The sequence below is a fragment of the Vibrio paucivorans genome (genome assembly GCF_054053395.1).
Map to the genome: position 1 here is coordinate 2713623 of NZ_CM133230.1, position 16058 is coordinate 2729680.

Annotated in this window: 11 protein-coding genes and 2 tRNA genes; 3 read left to right on the top strand and 10 right to left on the bottom strand. The window is 46.1% G+C overall.

The genetic code is table 11. The features are described from left to right. The first annotated feature begins 78 nt into the window (after nucleotides 1-78). From gltB to ACXABW_RS12355, 3 genes are all read left to right on the top strand, one after another. Nucleotides 79-4542 carry a glutamate synthase large subunit gene (gltB, locus tag ACXABW_RS12345; protein ID WP_457522955.1) on the top strand — a complete coding sequence of 1488 codons (4464 nt, stop codon included), beginning with the start codon at nucleotides 79-81 and terminating at the stop codon, nucleotides 4540-4542. Nucleotides 4543-4561: 19 nt separating this feature from the next. Further along, nucleotides 4562-5974 (top strand): FAD-dependent oxidoreductase, encoded by a 1413-nt coding sequence (locus ACXABW_RS12350; RefSeq protein ID WP_457522957.1) that lies wholly within the window; start codon nucleotides 4562-4564, stop codon nucleotides 5972-5974. 124 nt (nucleotides 5975-6098) lie between these two features. Next, nucleotides 6099-6527 carry a DUF1499 domain-containing protein gene (locus tag ACXABW_RS12355; protein ID WP_457522958.1) on the top strand — a complete coding sequence of 143 codons (429 nt, stop codon included), beginning with the start codon at nucleotides 6099-6101 and terminating at the stop codon, nucleotides 6525-6527. Between the two features lie 75 nt (nucleotides 6528-6602). Here ACXABW_RS12355 and truB read toward each other — a convergent pair whose 3' ends face one another. The 10 genes from truB to folP form a co-directional block, all read right to left on the bottom strand. Beyond that, on the bottom strand, nucleotides 6603-7550 hold the full coding sequence (truB, locus tag ACXABW_RS12360) for a tRNA pseudouridine(55) synthase TruB (RefSeq protein WP_457522960.1): 948 nt from the start codon (nucleotides 7548-7550) through the stop codon (nucleotides 6603-6605). Next, nucleotides 7550-7963, bottom strand: a complete 414-nt coding sequence (gene rbfA, locus ACXABW_RS12365; RefSeq protein ID WP_252028110.1) for a 30S ribosome-binding factor RbfA — start codon at nucleotides 7961-7963, stop codon at nucleotides 7550-7552. Before rbfA ends, truB begins: the two co-directional genes overlap by 1 nt. 104 nt (nucleotides 7964-8067) lie before the next feature. Next, nucleotides 8068-10752, bottom strand: a complete 2685-nt coding sequence (infB, locus tag ACXABW_RS12370; RefSeq protein ID WP_457522962.1) for a translation initiation factor IF-2 — start codon at nucleotides 10750-10752, stop codon at nucleotides 8068-8070. A 21-nt stretch (nucleotides 10753-10773) separates the two neighbouring features. Beyond that, nucleotides 10774-12261, bottom strand: coding sequence for a transcription termination factor NusA (nusA, locus tag ACXABW_RS12375; protein WP_252028114.1), 1488 nt, complete (start codon nucleotides 12259-12261; stop codon nucleotides 10774-10776). A gap of 50 nt (nucleotides 12262-12311) precedes the next feature. Next, a complete protein-coding gene (gene rimP, locus ACXABW_RS12380; protein ID WP_457522965.1) occupies nucleotides 12312-12767 on the bottom strand; it encodes a ribosome maturation factor RimP in 456 nt (151 codons plus the stop codon). A 210-nt stretch (nucleotides 12768-12977) separates the two neighbouring features. Then, nucleotides 12978-13054 (bottom strand) — tRNA-Met (locus ACXABW_RS12385). Between the two features lie 54 nt (nucleotides 13055-13108). Further along, a tRNA-Leu gene (locus ACXABW_RS12390) sits at nucleotides 13109-13192 on the bottom strand. A 33-nt stretch (nucleotides 13193-13225) separates the two neighbouring features. Next, the gene (gene secG / locus ACXABW_RS12395; RefSeq protein WP_252028118.1) at nucleotides 13226-13558 is read right to left on the bottom strand and encodes a preprotein translocase subunit SecG; all 333 of its coding nucleotides are present in this window, start codon (nucleotides 13556-13558) and stop codon (nucleotides 13226-13228) included. 262 nt (nucleotides 13559-13820) lie between these two features. Next, nucleotides 13821-15161, bottom strand: coding sequence for a phosphoglucosamine mutase (glmM, locus tag ACXABW_RS12400; protein ID WP_457522966.1), 1341 nt, complete (start codon nucleotides 15159-15161; stop codon nucleotides 13821-13823). A gap of 41 nt (nucleotides 15162-15202) precedes the next feature. Further along, on the bottom strand, nucleotides 15203-16033 hold the full coding sequence (folP, locus tag ACXABW_RS12405) for a dihydropteroate synthase (protein ID WP_457522967.1): 831 nt from the start codon (nucleotides 16031-16033) through the stop codon (nucleotides 15203-15205). Between the last annotated feature and the right edge of the window lie 25 nt (nucleotides 16034-16058).

A 16058-nucleotide genomic window follows, 5' to 3' on the forward strand; every position in this document is an offset into this window, starting at 1 on the left:
ACGTAAAGAAAATAATAAGAATAACAAATAGTTAGTCATTTACTGTCTGGACGACAGCGAAGCAAAGGGAGAATTGCAATGGCTCTATATGATCCAAGTTTAGAAAAAGATAACTGTGGATTCGGCCTGATCGCGCATATGGAAGGCGAGCCGAGCCACAAGCTAGTTCGCACCGCAATATCAGCACTCGATCGAATGACCCACCGTGGCGGTATTGCAGCCGACGGAAAAACGGGCGACGGTTGTGGACTACTACTTCAAAAGCCAGATACTTATCTGCGTCTTATCGCCGAAGAAAACGATTTCAAACTCGGAAAGCAGTATGCGATCGGCATGGTGTTTTTCAGCAGAGACCCCGTCAAAGCACAATCGGCTAAAGACATAATCAATAAAGAACTAGCACAAGAGACACTGACAGTTTCGGGCTGGCGAACAGTCCCTACTAATTCAGATGTTCTTGGCCCGATAGCTCTAGACTCAGTACCCGATATCCAGCAAGTTTTCATTTCTGCTCCAGCAGGTTGGAGAGAAAGAGACATCGAGCGCCGTTTGTACATTGCTCGCCGTAGAATTGAAAAACAGATTACTGACGATAGTGATTTTTATATCTGTAGCCTATCGACACAGGTTATCGTCTACAAAGGCCTATGTATGCCAGCCGATCTGCCAAGATTCTATTTAGACTTAGCAGACTTACGCATGGAATCTGCCATTTGCTTGTTCCACCAGCGATTTTCCACCAATACGCAACCACGCTGGCCACTGGCTCAACCATTCCGCTACCTAGCGCATAATGGCGAAATTAATACCATTGAAGGTAACCGCCAATGGGCGCGCGCGCGAGCCTATAAGTTTGCCTCTCCATTGTTACCCGACCTGCAAACCGCCGCTCCATTTGTGAACGAAGTCGGTTCGGATTCTTCCAGCTTGGACAATATGCTCGATCTGTTCCTGGCGGGAGGCATGGACGTATTCAGAGCGATGCGTATGCTTGTGCCACCAGCATGGCAAAACCACCCAGATATGGATCCTGATTTACGCGCTTTCTACGACTTTAACTCTAAGCATATGGAACCTTGGGATGGCCCAGCTGGTATCGTCTTATCCGATGGTCGTTATGCTGCCTGTAACCTTGATAGAAACGGGCTTCGCCCAGCGCGCTACGTCATAACCAAAGACAAGCTCATCACACTAGCCTCTGAAGTCGGGATTTGGGATTACGCACCTGACGAAGTCTCAGAGAAAGGCCGAGTTGGTCCAGGCGAACTACTGGTGGTCGACACTCGTCGCGGTAAACTATGGCAATCGAGCGAGATCGACAATGATCTAAAATCTCGTCACCCTTATAAAGAATGGATGGAAGACAACGTTCATAAACTCACGCCATTTTCGCAAATGAGTGAAGAGCTCGTTGGACAACGCAGTTTCGATGAAGATCAACTCAAGACTTATCAAAAACAATTTGCGATGAGCAACGAGGAAGTCGATCAAGTGCTGCGTGTTCTTGGTGATATGGGTCAAGAAGCTGTAGGCTCTATGGGTGACGATACGCCAATGGCAGTATTGTCTTCCAAAGAGAGGCTAGTTACGGATTACTTCCGCCAGAAATTTGCTCAAGTGACGAACCCACCGATCGATCCATTACGTGAAAAACACGTGATGTCTTTGGCAACCAGTGTGGGCCAAGAAATGAATGTGTTCTGCGAAACGGATGGTCACGCCTATCGAGTCACGTTCGACTCTCCTGTATTGCTATATTCCGACATGCAGCAGTTGCTCGAACTCAGTGACAAACACTATCGAAATACGATCTTAGATATCAACTACGATCCAGAGCACACTGACTTAAAACACGCCATCCTTGATTTATGTGATAAAGCGGAACAAGTTGTTCGAGAAGGCACTGTTTTAGTTGTACTTTCAGATAGAGCACTGACCAAAGGGAAGCTTCCAATTCCCGCAGCTATGGCTGTGGGGGCAGTACAAACACGCTTAGCCGATGCAAGCTTGCGCTGTGATGCCAACATTATTGTCGAAACCGCGACGGCTCGAGATCCACACCAATTTGCTGTTCTACTCGGGTTTGGTGCGACCGCTGTCTACCCATATTTAGCCTATGAAGCTTTGGGTAAAGTCATCGATGATGGCGCCATTGATAAAACATATCGTGAAGTGATGCAGAACTACCAATACGGCATCAATAAAGGTCTGTATAAGATCATGTCGAAAATGGGGATCTCGACTATCGCTTCTTACCGTTGCTCTCAACTGTTTGAAGCTGTTGGCCTTAATTCCGATGTGGTTGAACTGTGTTTCAAAGGCGTCACAACACGTATTCAAGGGGCTGACTTCGCTGATTTCCAGCAAGATATCTATAATCTTTCACGTAAAGCATGGGCTAAGCGTAAACCGATTGAGCACGGTGGTCTTCTTAAATATGTCCATGGCGGTGAATACCACGCTTACAACCCAGACGTAGTCGGCACTCTGCAAACCGCCGTCAAATCAGGTGATACTTCAGACTATAAATCTTTCGCTAAACAGGTGAACTCTCGCCCTGTCGCGATGCTACGTGATTTGATGCAATTGAAAAAAGCGGACTCTCCTCTTAGCTTAGATAAAGTCGAACCTAACAGTGAACTGTACAAACGCTTTGATTCCGCTGCTATGTCTATCGGTGCACTCAGTCCAGAAGCGCACGAAGCGTTAGCAACGGCAATGAACAAGCTAGGGGGTTACTCTAATTCCGGTGAAGGTGGTGAAGACCCTCGTCGATTCGGTACAGAGCGTAACTCTCGTATTAAACAGATTGCTTCAGGTCGTTTTGGTGTAACACCACACTACCTGACCAATGCTGATGTACTGCAAATCAAAGTAGCGCAAGGTGCAAAACCAGGTGAAGGCGGGCAACTTCCAGGTCACAAGGTGACGGCAGAGATCGCTAAGCTGCGCTATTCCGTGCAAGGTGTCACCTTAATTTCACCTCCACCACACCATGATATTTATTCGATCGAAGACTTAGCGCAATTGATCTTCGACCTCAAACAAGTCAACCCGAACGCTCTCGTTTCGGTCAAACTGGTCTCAGAGCCAGGTGTAGGTACGATAGCAACGGGGGTTGCCAAAGCTTACGCTGATTTGATCACCATATCCGGTTACGATGGCGGCACGGCAGCAAGCCCGCTGACTTCAGTCAAATATGCAGGTTGCCCGTGGGAACTAGGTCTAGCTGAAACCCAACAAGCACTGGTTGCCAATGGACTGCGCCATAAGATCCGACTTCAAGTTGATGGCGGATTAAAAACCGGCTTAGACGTGGTAAAAGCGGCAATCTTAGGTGCGGAAAGTTTTGGCTTTGGTACTGCTCCAATGGTTGCAATGGGTTGTAAATTCCTTCGTATCTGCCACCTAAATAACTGTGCAACTGGTGTTGCTACGCAAGATGAAACGCTGCGTAAAGAGTACTTTAAAGGCTTACCTGAGATGGTAATGAACTACTTTATCGGCTTAGCTGATGAGGTGAGGGAGCACTTAGCGGAGCTTGGCGTTGAGAAACTAACCGACTTGATTGGCCGAACGGATTTACTACAAACCGTAGAAGGCATGACCGCCAAGCAAAGTAAGCTTGATCTCTCTGGCATTTTGGAAGCACCAATCTCGCCAGAAGGTCATCCGCTCTTTTGGACCGAGCCAAACGCACCGTTTGACAAAGCGCAGCTAAACCAAACGATTCTCGATGATGCCATCGCCGCTATCGAAGCCAAACAAAGTACAAACCTTTACTACGATGTCATCAATACTGACCGTTCGATTGGCGCTCGCCTATCCGGGGAAATTGCGAAACGTTACGGCAACCAAGGAATGGCAAGCTCGCCAATCAAGTTGCATTTGAACGGCACTGCCGGTCAATCCTTTGGTGTTTGGAACGCTGGCGGAGTCGAGCTTTACCTGACTGGTGATGCAAATGACTACGTTGGTAAAGGCATGGCGGGCGGAAAAATCGTTATCAAGCCGCATCTAGGTACAGCATTTAGCTGTAACGAAGCAACCATTGTGGGCAACACCTGTTTGTATGGAGCAACTGGCGGTAAGATCTTTGCAGCTGGTACTGCCGGTGAACGCTTCGGTGTTCGTAACTCAGGTACTATCGCGGTTATTGAAGGCGCCGGTGACAACGCTTGTGAATACATGACAGGCGGCATTGTCGCTATCTTGGGCGCTACAGGGGTTAACTTTGGTGCGGGTATGACAGGCGGATTTGCTTATGTACTCGACCAAAATGACGACTTTAATGGCCGAGTGAATACCGAGTCAGTCGAAGCAATTTCTCTTTCTGACTTAGCGATTCACCAAGAGCACCTTCGTGGGCTTATTGCCGAGCATCTCGATGAAACAGGCTCAGCTCACGCAGAAAATATCCTAGCGAACTTTGATGAATGGATTCCGAAGTTCTACTTAGTTAAACCTCAAGCAGCAGATTTACGCACCCTACTTGGCCACCAAAGCCGTAGCGCCGCTGAACTGCGCGTTCAAGCACAATAAATTGGAAGGAGCCTAAATTATGAGCCAGAACGTATACCAATTTATTGATGTTAACCGTGTCGACCCAGCGAAAAAGCCGGTTAAGATTAGAAAGATTGAGTTCGTAGAAATCTATGAACCGTTTACCAAGCAGCAAGCGACAGCGCAAGCCGACCGCTGCTTAGACTGCGGTAACCCATATTGTGAATGGAAATGCCCAGTACACAACTATATTCCTCAGTGGTTAAAACTCGCCAATGAAGGGCGAATCATCGAAGCTGTGGAGCTCTCCCATCAAACCAACAGCCTGCCAGAGGTATGTGGGCGTGTGTGTCCACAAGACAGACTATGTGAAAGTTCTTGTACTCTAAACGATGACTTTGGCGCGGTTACCATTGGTAATATCGAAAAGTACATTACTGACAAAGCGTTTGAGATGGGCTGGAAGCCTGATATGTCCAAAGTAGAGTGGACAGATAAGAAGGTCGCGATTATTGGTGCAGGCCCTGCCGGATTAGCGGCCGCTGATATTCTGGTGCGCAACGGCGTTAAGCCAGTTGTTTATGACCGTTACCCTGAAATCGGTGGTCTGCTCACATTTGGTATCCCCTCTTTTAAACTCGAAAAAGGCGTCATGGAAAACCGTCGTCGAGTCTTCAGTGAAATGGGTGTTGAGTTCCAGCTGAACATCGAAGTAGGTAAAGATATTCAAATGCAGCAATTAGTCGATGACTACGATGCTGTTTTCTTAGGCGTTGGTACCTACAAAAATATGCGTGCTGGGCTTGAGAATGAAGATGCGACAGGCGTTTATGACGCACTTCCTTTCCTCATTTCAAATACCTACAAAGTTATGGAGCTAGAAAGCAGCGAACCATTTATCGATATGGCTGGGAAAAAAGTTGTCGTTCTTGGTGGTGGTGATACAGCAATGGACTGTGTGCGTACTTCTATTCGTCAAGGCGCTGACAACGTAATTTGTGCCTATCGACGCGATGAAGCCAACATGCCCGGTTCAGTACGTGAAGTTAAAAATGCCAAAGAAGAAGGCGTAAACTTCATGTTTAACCTCCAACCTTTAGGTATTGAAGTTGACTCTGCAGGCAACGTAACCGGAGTAACGGTTGTAAAAACCGCGCTGGGTGAGCCTGATGAAGCTGGTCGTCGTCGCCCTGAACCAGTCGCAGGAAGTGAGCATACGCTTGAGGCTGACGCAGTCATCATGGCGTTTGGCTTCCAACCACACACCATGTCATGGCTAGAACCATTTGGAGTTGAACTAGACCAATGGGGCCGAATCAAAGCGCCATCAAAGCAAGAGTTTATGTACCAAACGAGTAACGCTAAGATCTTCGCGGGCGGTGATGCTGTTCGTGGCTCAGATCTCGTGGTTACCGCTATTGATGAGGGACGCAAGGCGGCTGAAGGTATTCTCGATTACTTAGAAGTCTAATACGCCCTAGCGCCTAAAATAAAAAAGGTTGATGTTTTACATCAACCTTTTTTGTTTCAACATCACAAGCAACTTTGCCTTCTCTTCGAATATAATAAACAAAATAATGATAGGGAAATCACTCATGACCAGACTCTCCATAATCGCTACTTTCCTGTTTGCGCTCACCGCTTGCAGTCAAAACTCGGTGAACATTCCCGATAGAACCAATGAACCATGCGGCGATAAGCCAAATTGCGTCTCAACACAGGACAAAAGAACAGATTTCAATATAGCTCGCTATCAACTTGCAGATAACGCCAATTTGAACGCTATCGAGCAAGTCGCGCTTACTCTTCCGGGAGCCGAAAGTGCCACAGTTCAAGGGAATTATCTGCGTATTGAATGCACGTCTACGGTACTTAGATTTGTCGACGATTTGGAATTGAAGATATCTGGGTCTCAACTCATTGTGCGCTCTGAATCACGTGTTGGTTATTCAGATTTTGGTGTCAACCGAGAACGGACTGAACTATTACGTCAGAAGCTAAAAGACAATGGACTGATAGAATAAATCACTTAACTGAATCGAATCACACTAAAAACAAAAAAGCCGAAGCAAACGCTTCGGCTTTTACAATCTTAGCACTTACTCAGCATCTTCACGGAAGACAACTAAGCGCTTTGGTGCCACCTTACCATCATCATTGACTTCAGCAACACCGATGAATAGCTTCTCTTCGCCAGAAGTCATGCGTAGCGGCGTGCCCTCTGGTGCGCCAAACACTTGCACTGGCATGCCATGTTGAACCAAATTGGTCAGTTCAGCATTGAGGTTCACTTCTGGTAAATCTTCTACCGCGGTATCCATAGGCAACAACAGAGGATCAAGTAGCTCTTTCGGTGCGACTTCATCACGGTGTGCTTGCTCTAAAAGCTCGTTAAGTTGCTCTAGAGTGACCATCTTCTCGTACGGATATTTAGCAACTCCTGTACGACGCAACATGGTGACATGAGCTCCACAGCCTAGCATTTCACCGAGATCGTCAACGATAGTACGGATGTAAGTCCCTTTTGAACAGTGGACCTCCATCTCGACTTCATCACCTTCAAAGCGATGCAGTACGATTTCATAAACCGTAATTTTTCGTGATTCTCGCGGTACTTCAATACCTTTTCGCGCATATTCATACAAAGGTTTACCTTGGTATTTCAATGCTGAAAACATTGAAGGCACTTGATCAGATTCACCGCGGAACTTATCAATGCACGCCTCAAGCTTATCGAGAGAAACGTCTACCGGACGAGTCTCAACCACTTCTCCATCAGAATCCGAAGTATCCGTACGCTCACCTAACTTGGCGATCACTCGGTAGCGTTTGTCAGAATCCAACAAGAACTGAGAAAACTTGGTTGCTTCACCAAGGCAAATTGGCAGCATTCCCGTCGCAAGCGGATCAAGCGCTCCGGTATGACCAGCTTTTTCCGCAAAGTAAATACGTTTTACTTTTTGCAGAGCATCGTTAGACGAAATGCCCGTTGGTTTGTCGAGTAAGATAACTCCGTTAATTGGGCGACCTTTACGACGACGAGCCATTATTCACCGCCTTCTTGCGATTGTTCGTCTTCACGACCCGCTTCGTTTTGTTTGCGCTTATCTTCGCTAACAACTTCGCTTACTAGGTTTGACATACGCATACCTTCAACCAAAGTGTTATCATATTCGAAACGGATTTCAGGTGTTAGACGTAGACGAATACGCTTACCAAGCATCATGCGGATATGAACTTCGTGTTCACGAAGTGCTTTTAAACATGACTCAGGCGTTTGTTCACCTACACATAGGAAAGTTACGAATACTTTCGCGTATGCAAGATCACGAGACACTTCCACATCTGAAATAGTCACCATGCCCAGACGCGAGTCACGGACTTCACGTTGCAGGATCATGGCTAGTTCTTTTTGCAACTGCTGCGATACACGCTGCGTGCGGCTAAATTCTTTTGACATATCTTTTCTCTTATTAGAAAGAATGGGGGGATGGATAAATTCCAGCCCCCCATGGCGTATTCAACAACCAATCACCGACAGCTTATGCCGGTCATTTTAGTCAATTAGTCTAGAGTACGTTTAACTTCAACAATCTCGAAGACTTCGATTTGGTCACCAACGCGAACATCGTTGTAGTTCTTAACGCCGATACCACACTCGTAGCCATTCTTAACTTCTTGAACGTCGTCTTTAAAGCGACGTAGTGACTCTAGTTCGCCTTCGTAGATAACAACGTTATCACGTAGAACGCGAATAGGGTTATTACGCTTGATTGTACCCTCAGTAACCATACAACCTGCGATTGCGCCAAGTTTTGGTGACTTAAATACATCACGTACTTCAGCAAGGCCAATGATTTCTTGCTTGAACTCAGGAGCAAGCATACCGCCCATTGCTTGTTTCACTTCATCAATCAATTGGTAAATGATTGAGTAGTAACGAAGATCTAGGTTCTCAGTTTCAACTGCACGGCGAGCTGTTGCATCTGCACGAACGTTGAAGCCTAGGATGATAGCGTTAGACGCTGCTGCAAGTACTGCATCAGTTTCTGTAATACCACCTACACCAGAACCAACGATGTTCACTTTAACTTCGTCAGTCGAAAGCTTAAGTAGTGAGTCTGCGATTGCTTCAACAGAGCCCTGTACGTCAGCTTTAAGAACAACGTTAAGCTCAGCGACTTCACCAGCAGCCATGTTCGAGAACATGTTCTCAAGCTTAGCTTTTTGCTGACGAGCAAGTTTAACATCGCGGAATTTACCTTGACGGTAGTTAGCAACTTCACGAGCTTTACGCTCATCGCGAACTACTGTTGCTTCATCACCAGACGCTGGAACACCAGAAAGACCGATGATTTCCACAGGAATCGAAGGACCTGCAGTAAAGATCTCTTGACCATTTTCGTCGCGCATAGCACGAACACGGCCGTACTCTTGACCACAAAGAAGGATATCACCTTTGTTTAGCGTACCAGACTGAACTAGAACAGTTGCAACAGGACCGCGACCTTTATCTAGACGCGATTCAACGACAACACCCGATGCCATACCTTCTTCTACAGCTGTAAGCTCTAGTACTTCTGATTGCAGAAGAATAGTTTCTAGTAGGCCATCGATGTTTGTACCCTGTTTCGCAGAGATGTGAACGAACATGTTCTCACCGCCCCACTCCTCAGGAATAACGTCGTATTGAGCAAGCTCGTTCTTAACGTTATCTGGGTTTGCGTCTTCTTTATCGATCTTGTTCACAGCAACAATCAGAGGAACACCAGCCGCTTTCGCGTGTTGGATCGCTTCAATTGTTTGTGGCATTACGCCATCGTCTGCAGCAACTACAAGAACAACGATATCTGTCGCTTGAGCACCACGAGCACGCATAGCTGTAAACGCCGCGTGTCCAGGAGTATCAAGGAAAGTGATCATACCGTTTTCAGTTTCTACGTGGTATGCACCAATGTGCTGAGTAATACCACCCGCTTCGCCTGAAGCAACGTGCGCTTTACGGATGTAGTCAAGAGTCGACGTTTTACCATGGTCAACGTGGCCCATGATAGTAACAACTGGTGCGCGAGGCACTGATTCAGCACTGTTATCACGATCAGATAGTACAGCTTCTTCAAGCTCGTTCTCTTTACGTAGGATAACTTTGTGGCCCATTTCTTCAGCAACAAGCTGTGCAGTCTCTTGGTCGATAACCTGGTTGATTGTCGCCATTGCACCCATTTTCATCATTACTTTGATGACTTCAGTGCCTTTCACAGACATCTTGCTTGCTAGCTCAGAAACAACGATCGTTTCGCCGATAACAACATCAGACTTAGCAACAGTCGCTGTCTTATCAAAGCCATGTTGCATTGAAGTTGGTTTAGCAAGCTTACCTTTGTTGCGACCTTTACCACGTTGGTTACGACCACCGCGCTCTTGGTCGTTAGACTTGTTGCCTGCTTTCTTCTTCTTGCGACGACCGCCTTCTTCTTTGCGGTCTGCTGCGTCTTCAGCTTCGCGAGCGTAAGTAGAAGTCGTTACATGGTAGTCAGAGTTTTCTAACTCTTTCTTCTTCTTCTCTTCTTCACTCCAGCGAGCTTCGTTTTCTTCAGCAAGTTTACGTGCTTCTTCAACAAGCTTTGCAGCTTCTTGTTCAGCTTTACGCTGCGCTTCTTCTTCCTGACGACGTTTTAACTCATCAGCTTCTTTTTTCGCTTGTTCGTTAACGTCTGCATTTTTCGCATTCATTTCTTTCTTAGCCTTTTCAGCTTGTGCGCGTTTAGCCTTTTCTTCAGCGTCACGTTTTGCATCCGCTTCTCGTTTCGCTTTTTCATCGGCTTCGCGCTGTGCTTTCTCTGCAGCTTCACGTTTCGCTAGCTCTTCCGCTTCGCGTTTTGCTAACTCTTCCGCTTCACGCTGTGCTGCTTCCTCAGCTTCACGCTTGGCTTCTTCTTCGATAGTGCTGCGCTTCACATAAGTGCGCTTCTTACGCACTTCTACTTGAACATCTTTACTCTTACCACCACCTGCTGCAACACTTAGAGTGCTACGAGTCTTACGTTGAAGTGTTAATCGTGTAGGTTCAGATTCGCCCGACGTATCGCCGTGCTCCTTTTTCAGGTGAGTAAGAAGCTTTTGCTTCTCTTCATCTGAAACTTGGTCGTTACTTGCTTTGTTCATGCCTGCATCAGCAAGTTGTTCAATCAAGCGGTCAACTGGTGTACCAATCTCTTCACTTAGAGCTTTTACCGTTAATTCTGTCATTCCGCTTCCTCCTTGCTGATATTATTCTTCGTCGCCAAACCAACAGATGTTACGTGCAGCCATGATTAGCTCACCTGCGCGTTCTTCTGTTAAACCTTCGATGCCTTCAAGCTCATCGATGCCTTGGTCTGCTAGGTCTTCTAGTGTTGCTACGCCTTTCGCCGCTAGTTTAAATGCCATTTCACGCTCTAGACCTTCTAGGCCTAGTAGGTCGTCAGCTGGCTCAACACCTTCAAAAGACTCTTCTTGAGCGAGTGCTAGCGTAGTCAATGCGTCTTTCGCGCGGCTACGTAGTTCTTCAACTAGCTCTTCGTTTAGGCCGTCAACTTCTAGAAGTTCGTTTACTGGTACGTAAGCCACCTCTTCTAGCGTAGAGAAACCTTCTTCAACTAGCATTTCAGCAAAATCTTGCTCAATATCTAGGTGCTTCATGAAGTTCTCAATCGAAGCTTGAGACTCTTCTTGGTGTTTCTTCTGTAGATCAGCAACTGTCATTACATTCAGTTCCCAGCCTGTTAGCTGAGACGCAAGACGTACGTTTTGACCACTACGGCCAATCGCTTGTGCTAGGTTATCTGCTTCTACCGCGATATCCATAGAGTGTGCATCTTCATCAACGATGATCGACGCTACGTCTGCTGGTGCCATTGCGTTAATAACGAATTGCGCTGGGTTATCATCCCAAAGCACGATATCAATACGCTCACCGCCTAGTTCACCAGAAACCGCTTGTACACGTGCACCACGCATACCAACACACGCACCAACAGGGTCGATACGACGGTCGTTTGTCTTCACTGCGATTTTCGCGCGAGAACCAGGATCACGAGCAGCACCTTTCAGTTCAATTAGCTCTTCACCAATTTCAGGTACTTCGACACGGAATAGCTCAGCCAGCATTTCAGGCTTAGAGCGGGTGATGAATAGTTGGAAACCACGCGCTTCTGGTGCAACTTTGTATAGCAAACCACGTACGCGGTCGCCTGGACGGAAGTTTTCACGTGGAAGTTGGTCATCACGTAAGATAACGGCTTCAGCGTTGTTACCTAGATCTAGGATAACCGTATCGCGGTTAACTTTCTTAACCACACCTGTCACTAGCTCACCTTCGTTATCGATGAACTGCTCTACAATTTGTGCGCGCTCAGCTTCACGTACTTTCTGTACGATAACTTGCTTAGCCGTTTGAGTCGTAATGCGGTCAAACGTTACTGAATCAATATCGTCTTCTACGAAGTCACCAACAGTCAATGTTTCATCTTCGTATTGTGCCGCTTCTAAAGAAATTTCTTTAGTTGGGTTCTCAACTTCTTCAACCACTTCCCAACGACGGAATGTGTCGAACTCACCAGTTTTACGGTCGATAGCAACACGAACATCGATTTCGATTTCGTGTTTTTTCTTAGTTGAGGTTGCTAGTGCAATTTCAAGCGCCTCAAAAATACGCTCACGAGGAACAGCTTTTTCGTTAGAAACTGCCTCAACTACCGCTAAAATTTCTTTACTCATTTTAATCTAGCCTCTTAAGCTTTTTTCTCTAGAGTTGCGTCTCTAGAAAATTAAAATTTAGGGATCAGGTTAGCCTTTGAAATGTTGCTAAGAACAAACGTTTCTTCTTGTCCATCAACAATTACTGTGATGTTTTCACCGTCTACAGAATGGATATCACCTTTCCATTTACGACGGTTGCCCACAGCCATTTTCAAAACGATGCTTACCTCGTGACCAATAAATTGCTCATAGTGTGCTGCTTTGAAAAGTGGTCTCTCTAGACCTGGTGAAGACACTTCTAAGTTGTACGCCACAGAGATTGGATCTTCTACATCCATTACTGCACTCACTTGATGACTCACTTCTGCACAATCATCAACGTTAATGCCATTTTCATGGTCGATGTAGATACGTAGCGTTGAATGCTCGCCTGCACGAATAAATTCTAATCCAACTAACTCGTAGCCAGATGCTGCTACAGGCGCATCAAGCATTTCAGTAAGTTGTCTTTCTAAACCAGTCATTTAAACCACTCCAGAAACAAAAAAAGGGCATAGAGCCCAATTTAAATTCCAAGCAAACACCTAAACCTTTCAAATGAAAAATTCAGATAACAAAAAACCCCGATAGTCGGGGTTTTTTGTTGCTGGACCCTTATATGTTAAACACCCAATGATGCTTAACTCACAGTGAAGAGTCACTGTGCAAACTTGTCCACGAATCCTGTAAGGATTTGGTTGCGGGGGCCGGATTTGAACCGACGACCTTCGGGTTATGAGCCCGACGAGCTACCAAGCTGCTCCACCCCGCGTCCGACTTGTGAGCATTATACGCTCAACAAGGTGATTTACAAGTTTGTAAATAATGGTGCCGAGAGAGGGACTCGAACCCTCACACCTAAGGCACTAGCACCTCATGCTAGCGTGTCTACCAATTTCACCATCTCGGCAGCTAAATCTATTTAATCGCTATAGAAAATAGCTTATTGAGGAATTTCATCACCCGTTGGGGCAGGAATTTCACTCGCATCATCAGCTTGCTGGATAATTTGACCTTGAGAAGGGTCTACCCACTGTGACTCGGTTTTATGCGTAGACATATTACCTAACACTAAGCTAAGGATGAAAAATACAGTTGCAAAAATTGCAGTCATTCGGGTTAGGAAGTTTCCTGAGCCACTCGCACCAAAAACAGTGTTTGAAGCGCCAGCACCGAATGAGGCTCCCATATCTGCGCCTTTACCTTGTTGAATCAACACAAGGCCAATTACACCAAGCGCTGCCAACAGGTAAATCACAAGTAGAACTGTAAACATAATTTCCACCTATGTTCCAAATTGTTGAGCCAGCGCCGTTCTGCTTCTTTGCCGAGGCAAATCTTAAGAACAAGGCTAGCGACCTCCTAACTGAAGGCCGAGCAATACTAGCGAAAGCCAGTTACTCTGACAAGCGGAATTTAATAAAAAACACCAACTTCACAACCAAACGGTCAAAAAAGGGGCAAAAGTGCAAATCACCCTCTATAAGCAAACGAAAAGAGCCCGGTAGGGCTCTCAAGCGCAATTACAGCGAAAAAGCTTAACAATTAGCTCTAACTGCATCAGCAATTTTGGTTGCGGATGATTGTACCAGTTCAGCGTCTTCACCTTCTACCATCACGCGCAGTAGTGGTTCAGTACCAGACTTGCGCAGCAGAACGCGCCCCTTCTCTCCCAGCACAGCTTCAACTTCGGTTACCGATGCTTTTACCGCGTCGGCTTCTAGTGGATTAGAATCGCCACTGAAACGAACATTTTCTAACACCTGAGGGTAAAGTGTCATACCTTGAGACAACTCATTCAGTGTCATGTCGCTGCCTACTACTGAAGCAAGAACTTGCAGCGCCGCCACAATAGCATCACCTGTAGTCACTTTATCTAGCAAAATGACGTGACCTGAGTTTTCAGCGCCAATCTTCCAGCCTTTTGCTAGAAGCTGCTCCATCACGTAACGATCACCAACAGCAGCACGGACAAATGGAATTCCTAATTGCTTAAGTCCATTTTCCATACCTAGATTGGTCATTAATGTACCGACAACACCACCTTTCAGTTCACCACGACGTAGTGCATCACGCGCGATGATATAAGCGATTTGGTCACCGTCGACTTTATTGCCTAACTCATCCACCATAATGATTCGGTCACCATCACCGTCGAAGGCTAAGCCTAAGTGCGCTTTTTCTTCAACTACTCTTTGCTGTAACGCTTTTACATCGGTAGCACCGACTTGATCATTAATGTTGGTGCCATTAGGTTCGACGCCCATCGCAATCACTTCCGCACCCAATTCACTGAATACAGCAGGTGCAATATGGTAAGTTGCACCGTGTGCACAATCCACGACGATTTTCAGACCTGCAAGGCTCAGCTCGGAAGGAAAAGTACTTTTACAGAATTCAATATAACGACCAGCGGCATCATTTAAGCGAGTTGCTTTACCAAGCAAAGCTGACTCGACACACTCGATGTCTTTATCTAGTTCAGCCTCAATCGCTAGCTCGATATCATCTGGCAGCTTAGTACCCTCTGAAGAAAAGAATTTGATGCCATTATCGTAGTAAGGGTTATGAGATGCAGAAATCACAATTCCCGCTTCAGCACGGAAAGTTTGTGTTAGATATGCCACTGCAGGTGTTGGCATAGGCCCAGTAAATGTCGCTTTTAGGCCCGCTGCTGCGAGTCCAGCTTCCAGCGCAGACTCCAGCATGTAACCTGAGATGCGGGTGTCTTTACCAATAATAACTTTCTTCGTCCCCTGCTTAGCTAATACTCGCCCAGCAGCCCAACCAAGCTTAAGTACAAAATCTGGTGTAATTGGATATTGGCCTACTTTGCCTCGTACACCATCTGTACCAAAATAACGTCTTTTATCAGACATAATGTATTTCCTTCTTATTTAGCGAGAACTTCAGCCCTGCGTTAAAGGTTATTCTGAGTTGTTTGTATTATTTTCATCGCTTCCAACGTTTCTTCTACGTCGTGAACACGAATAATTTGTGCGCCTTTCATCGCAGCAATGGTAGCGCAGGTAACACTCGCCACCATACATTCAGCAGGAGCCTTATCGAGCAACTTAAAAATCATTGATTTACGTGACATACCAGCTAACAGCGGAAAGCCTAATTGATGGAATTTTTCAAAATGCGCGAGTAAATGATAGTTATGCTCAAGTGTTTTACCAAAACCAAACCCAGGGTCGAGGATCAACTGACTTTTCTTGATTCCTACACTTTCACATGCCGCTACCCTATCCTCAAGGAACACTGCAATATCATTCATGATGTCTTGATATTCAGGGTTGGACTGCATGGTTTTTGGTTGCCCCTGCATATGCATTAAACACACAGGTACACCAGTATCAGCAGCGACTTGCAATGCACCTGGCTCTTGCAAAGCACGTACATCATTGATGATATCGGCACCAGCTTCAATAGCTTGGCGCATTACTTCCGCTTTACTGGTATCAATAGAGATCCAAACATCATGCTTTTCTCGAATTGCTTTAATGATGGGTACGACACGCTGTAGCTCTTCCTCAAGGCTAACATCAGGTGCGCCTGGGCGAGTCGATTCACCACCAATGTCAATGATACTAACGCCAGCTTCTATCATATTCTCTGCTTGAGTGAGTGCGTTCTCAAGTGAGTTATATTTGCCACCATCAGAAAATGAATCAGGCGTAACATTCAAAATACCCATGACATGTGGGTGAGATAGGTCTAATTGTTTTTTGTTGGATTCGATAATCATGGTTCTTCCCCTAAACCAAAACACA

Bases quoted from the DNA above. Each gene is read 5' to 3' on its own strand.
- ACXABW_RS12350 (WP_457522957.1), top strand. From the start codon at position 4,562: ATGAGCCAGAACGTATACCAATTTATTGATGTTAACCGTGTCGACCCA.
- infB (WP_457522962.1), bottom strand. From the start codon at position 10,752: ATGACAGAATTAACGGTAAAAGCTCTAAGTGAAGAGATTGGTACACCA.
- ACXABW_RS12355 (WP_457522958.1), top strand. From the start codon at position 6,099: ATGACCAGACTCTCCATAATCGCTACTTTCCTGTTTGCGCTCACCGCT.
- gltB (WP_457522955.1), top strand. From the start codon at position 79: ATGGCTCTATATGATCCAAGTTTAGAAAAAGATAACTGTGGATTCGGC.
- folP (WP_457522967.1), bottom strand. From the start codon at position 16,033: ATGATTATCGAATCCAACAAAAAACAATTAGACCTATCTCACCCACAT.
- nusA (WP_252028114.1), bottom strand. From the start codon at position 12,261: ATGAGTAAAGAAATTTTAGCGGTAGTTGAGGCAGTTTCTAACGAAAAA.
- truB (WP_457522960.1), bottom strand. From the start codon at position 7,550: ATGGCTCGTCGTCGTAAAGGTCGCCCAATTAACGGAGTTATCTTACTC.
- secG (WP_252028118.1), bottom strand. From the start codon at position 13,558: ATGTTTACAGTTCTACTTGTGATTTACCTGTTGGCAGCGCTTGGTGTA.
- rimP (WP_457522965.1), bottom strand. From the start codon at position 12,767: ATGACTGGTTTAGAAAGACAACTTACTGAAATGCTTGATGCGCCTGTA.
- rbfA (WP_252028110.1), bottom strand. From the start codon at position 7,963: ATGTCAAAAGAATTTAGCCGCACGCAGCGTGTATCGCAGCAGTTGCAA.
- glmM (WP_457522966.1), bottom strand. From the start codon at position 15,161: ATGTCTGATAAAAGACGTTATTTTGGTACAGATGGTGTACGAGGCAAA.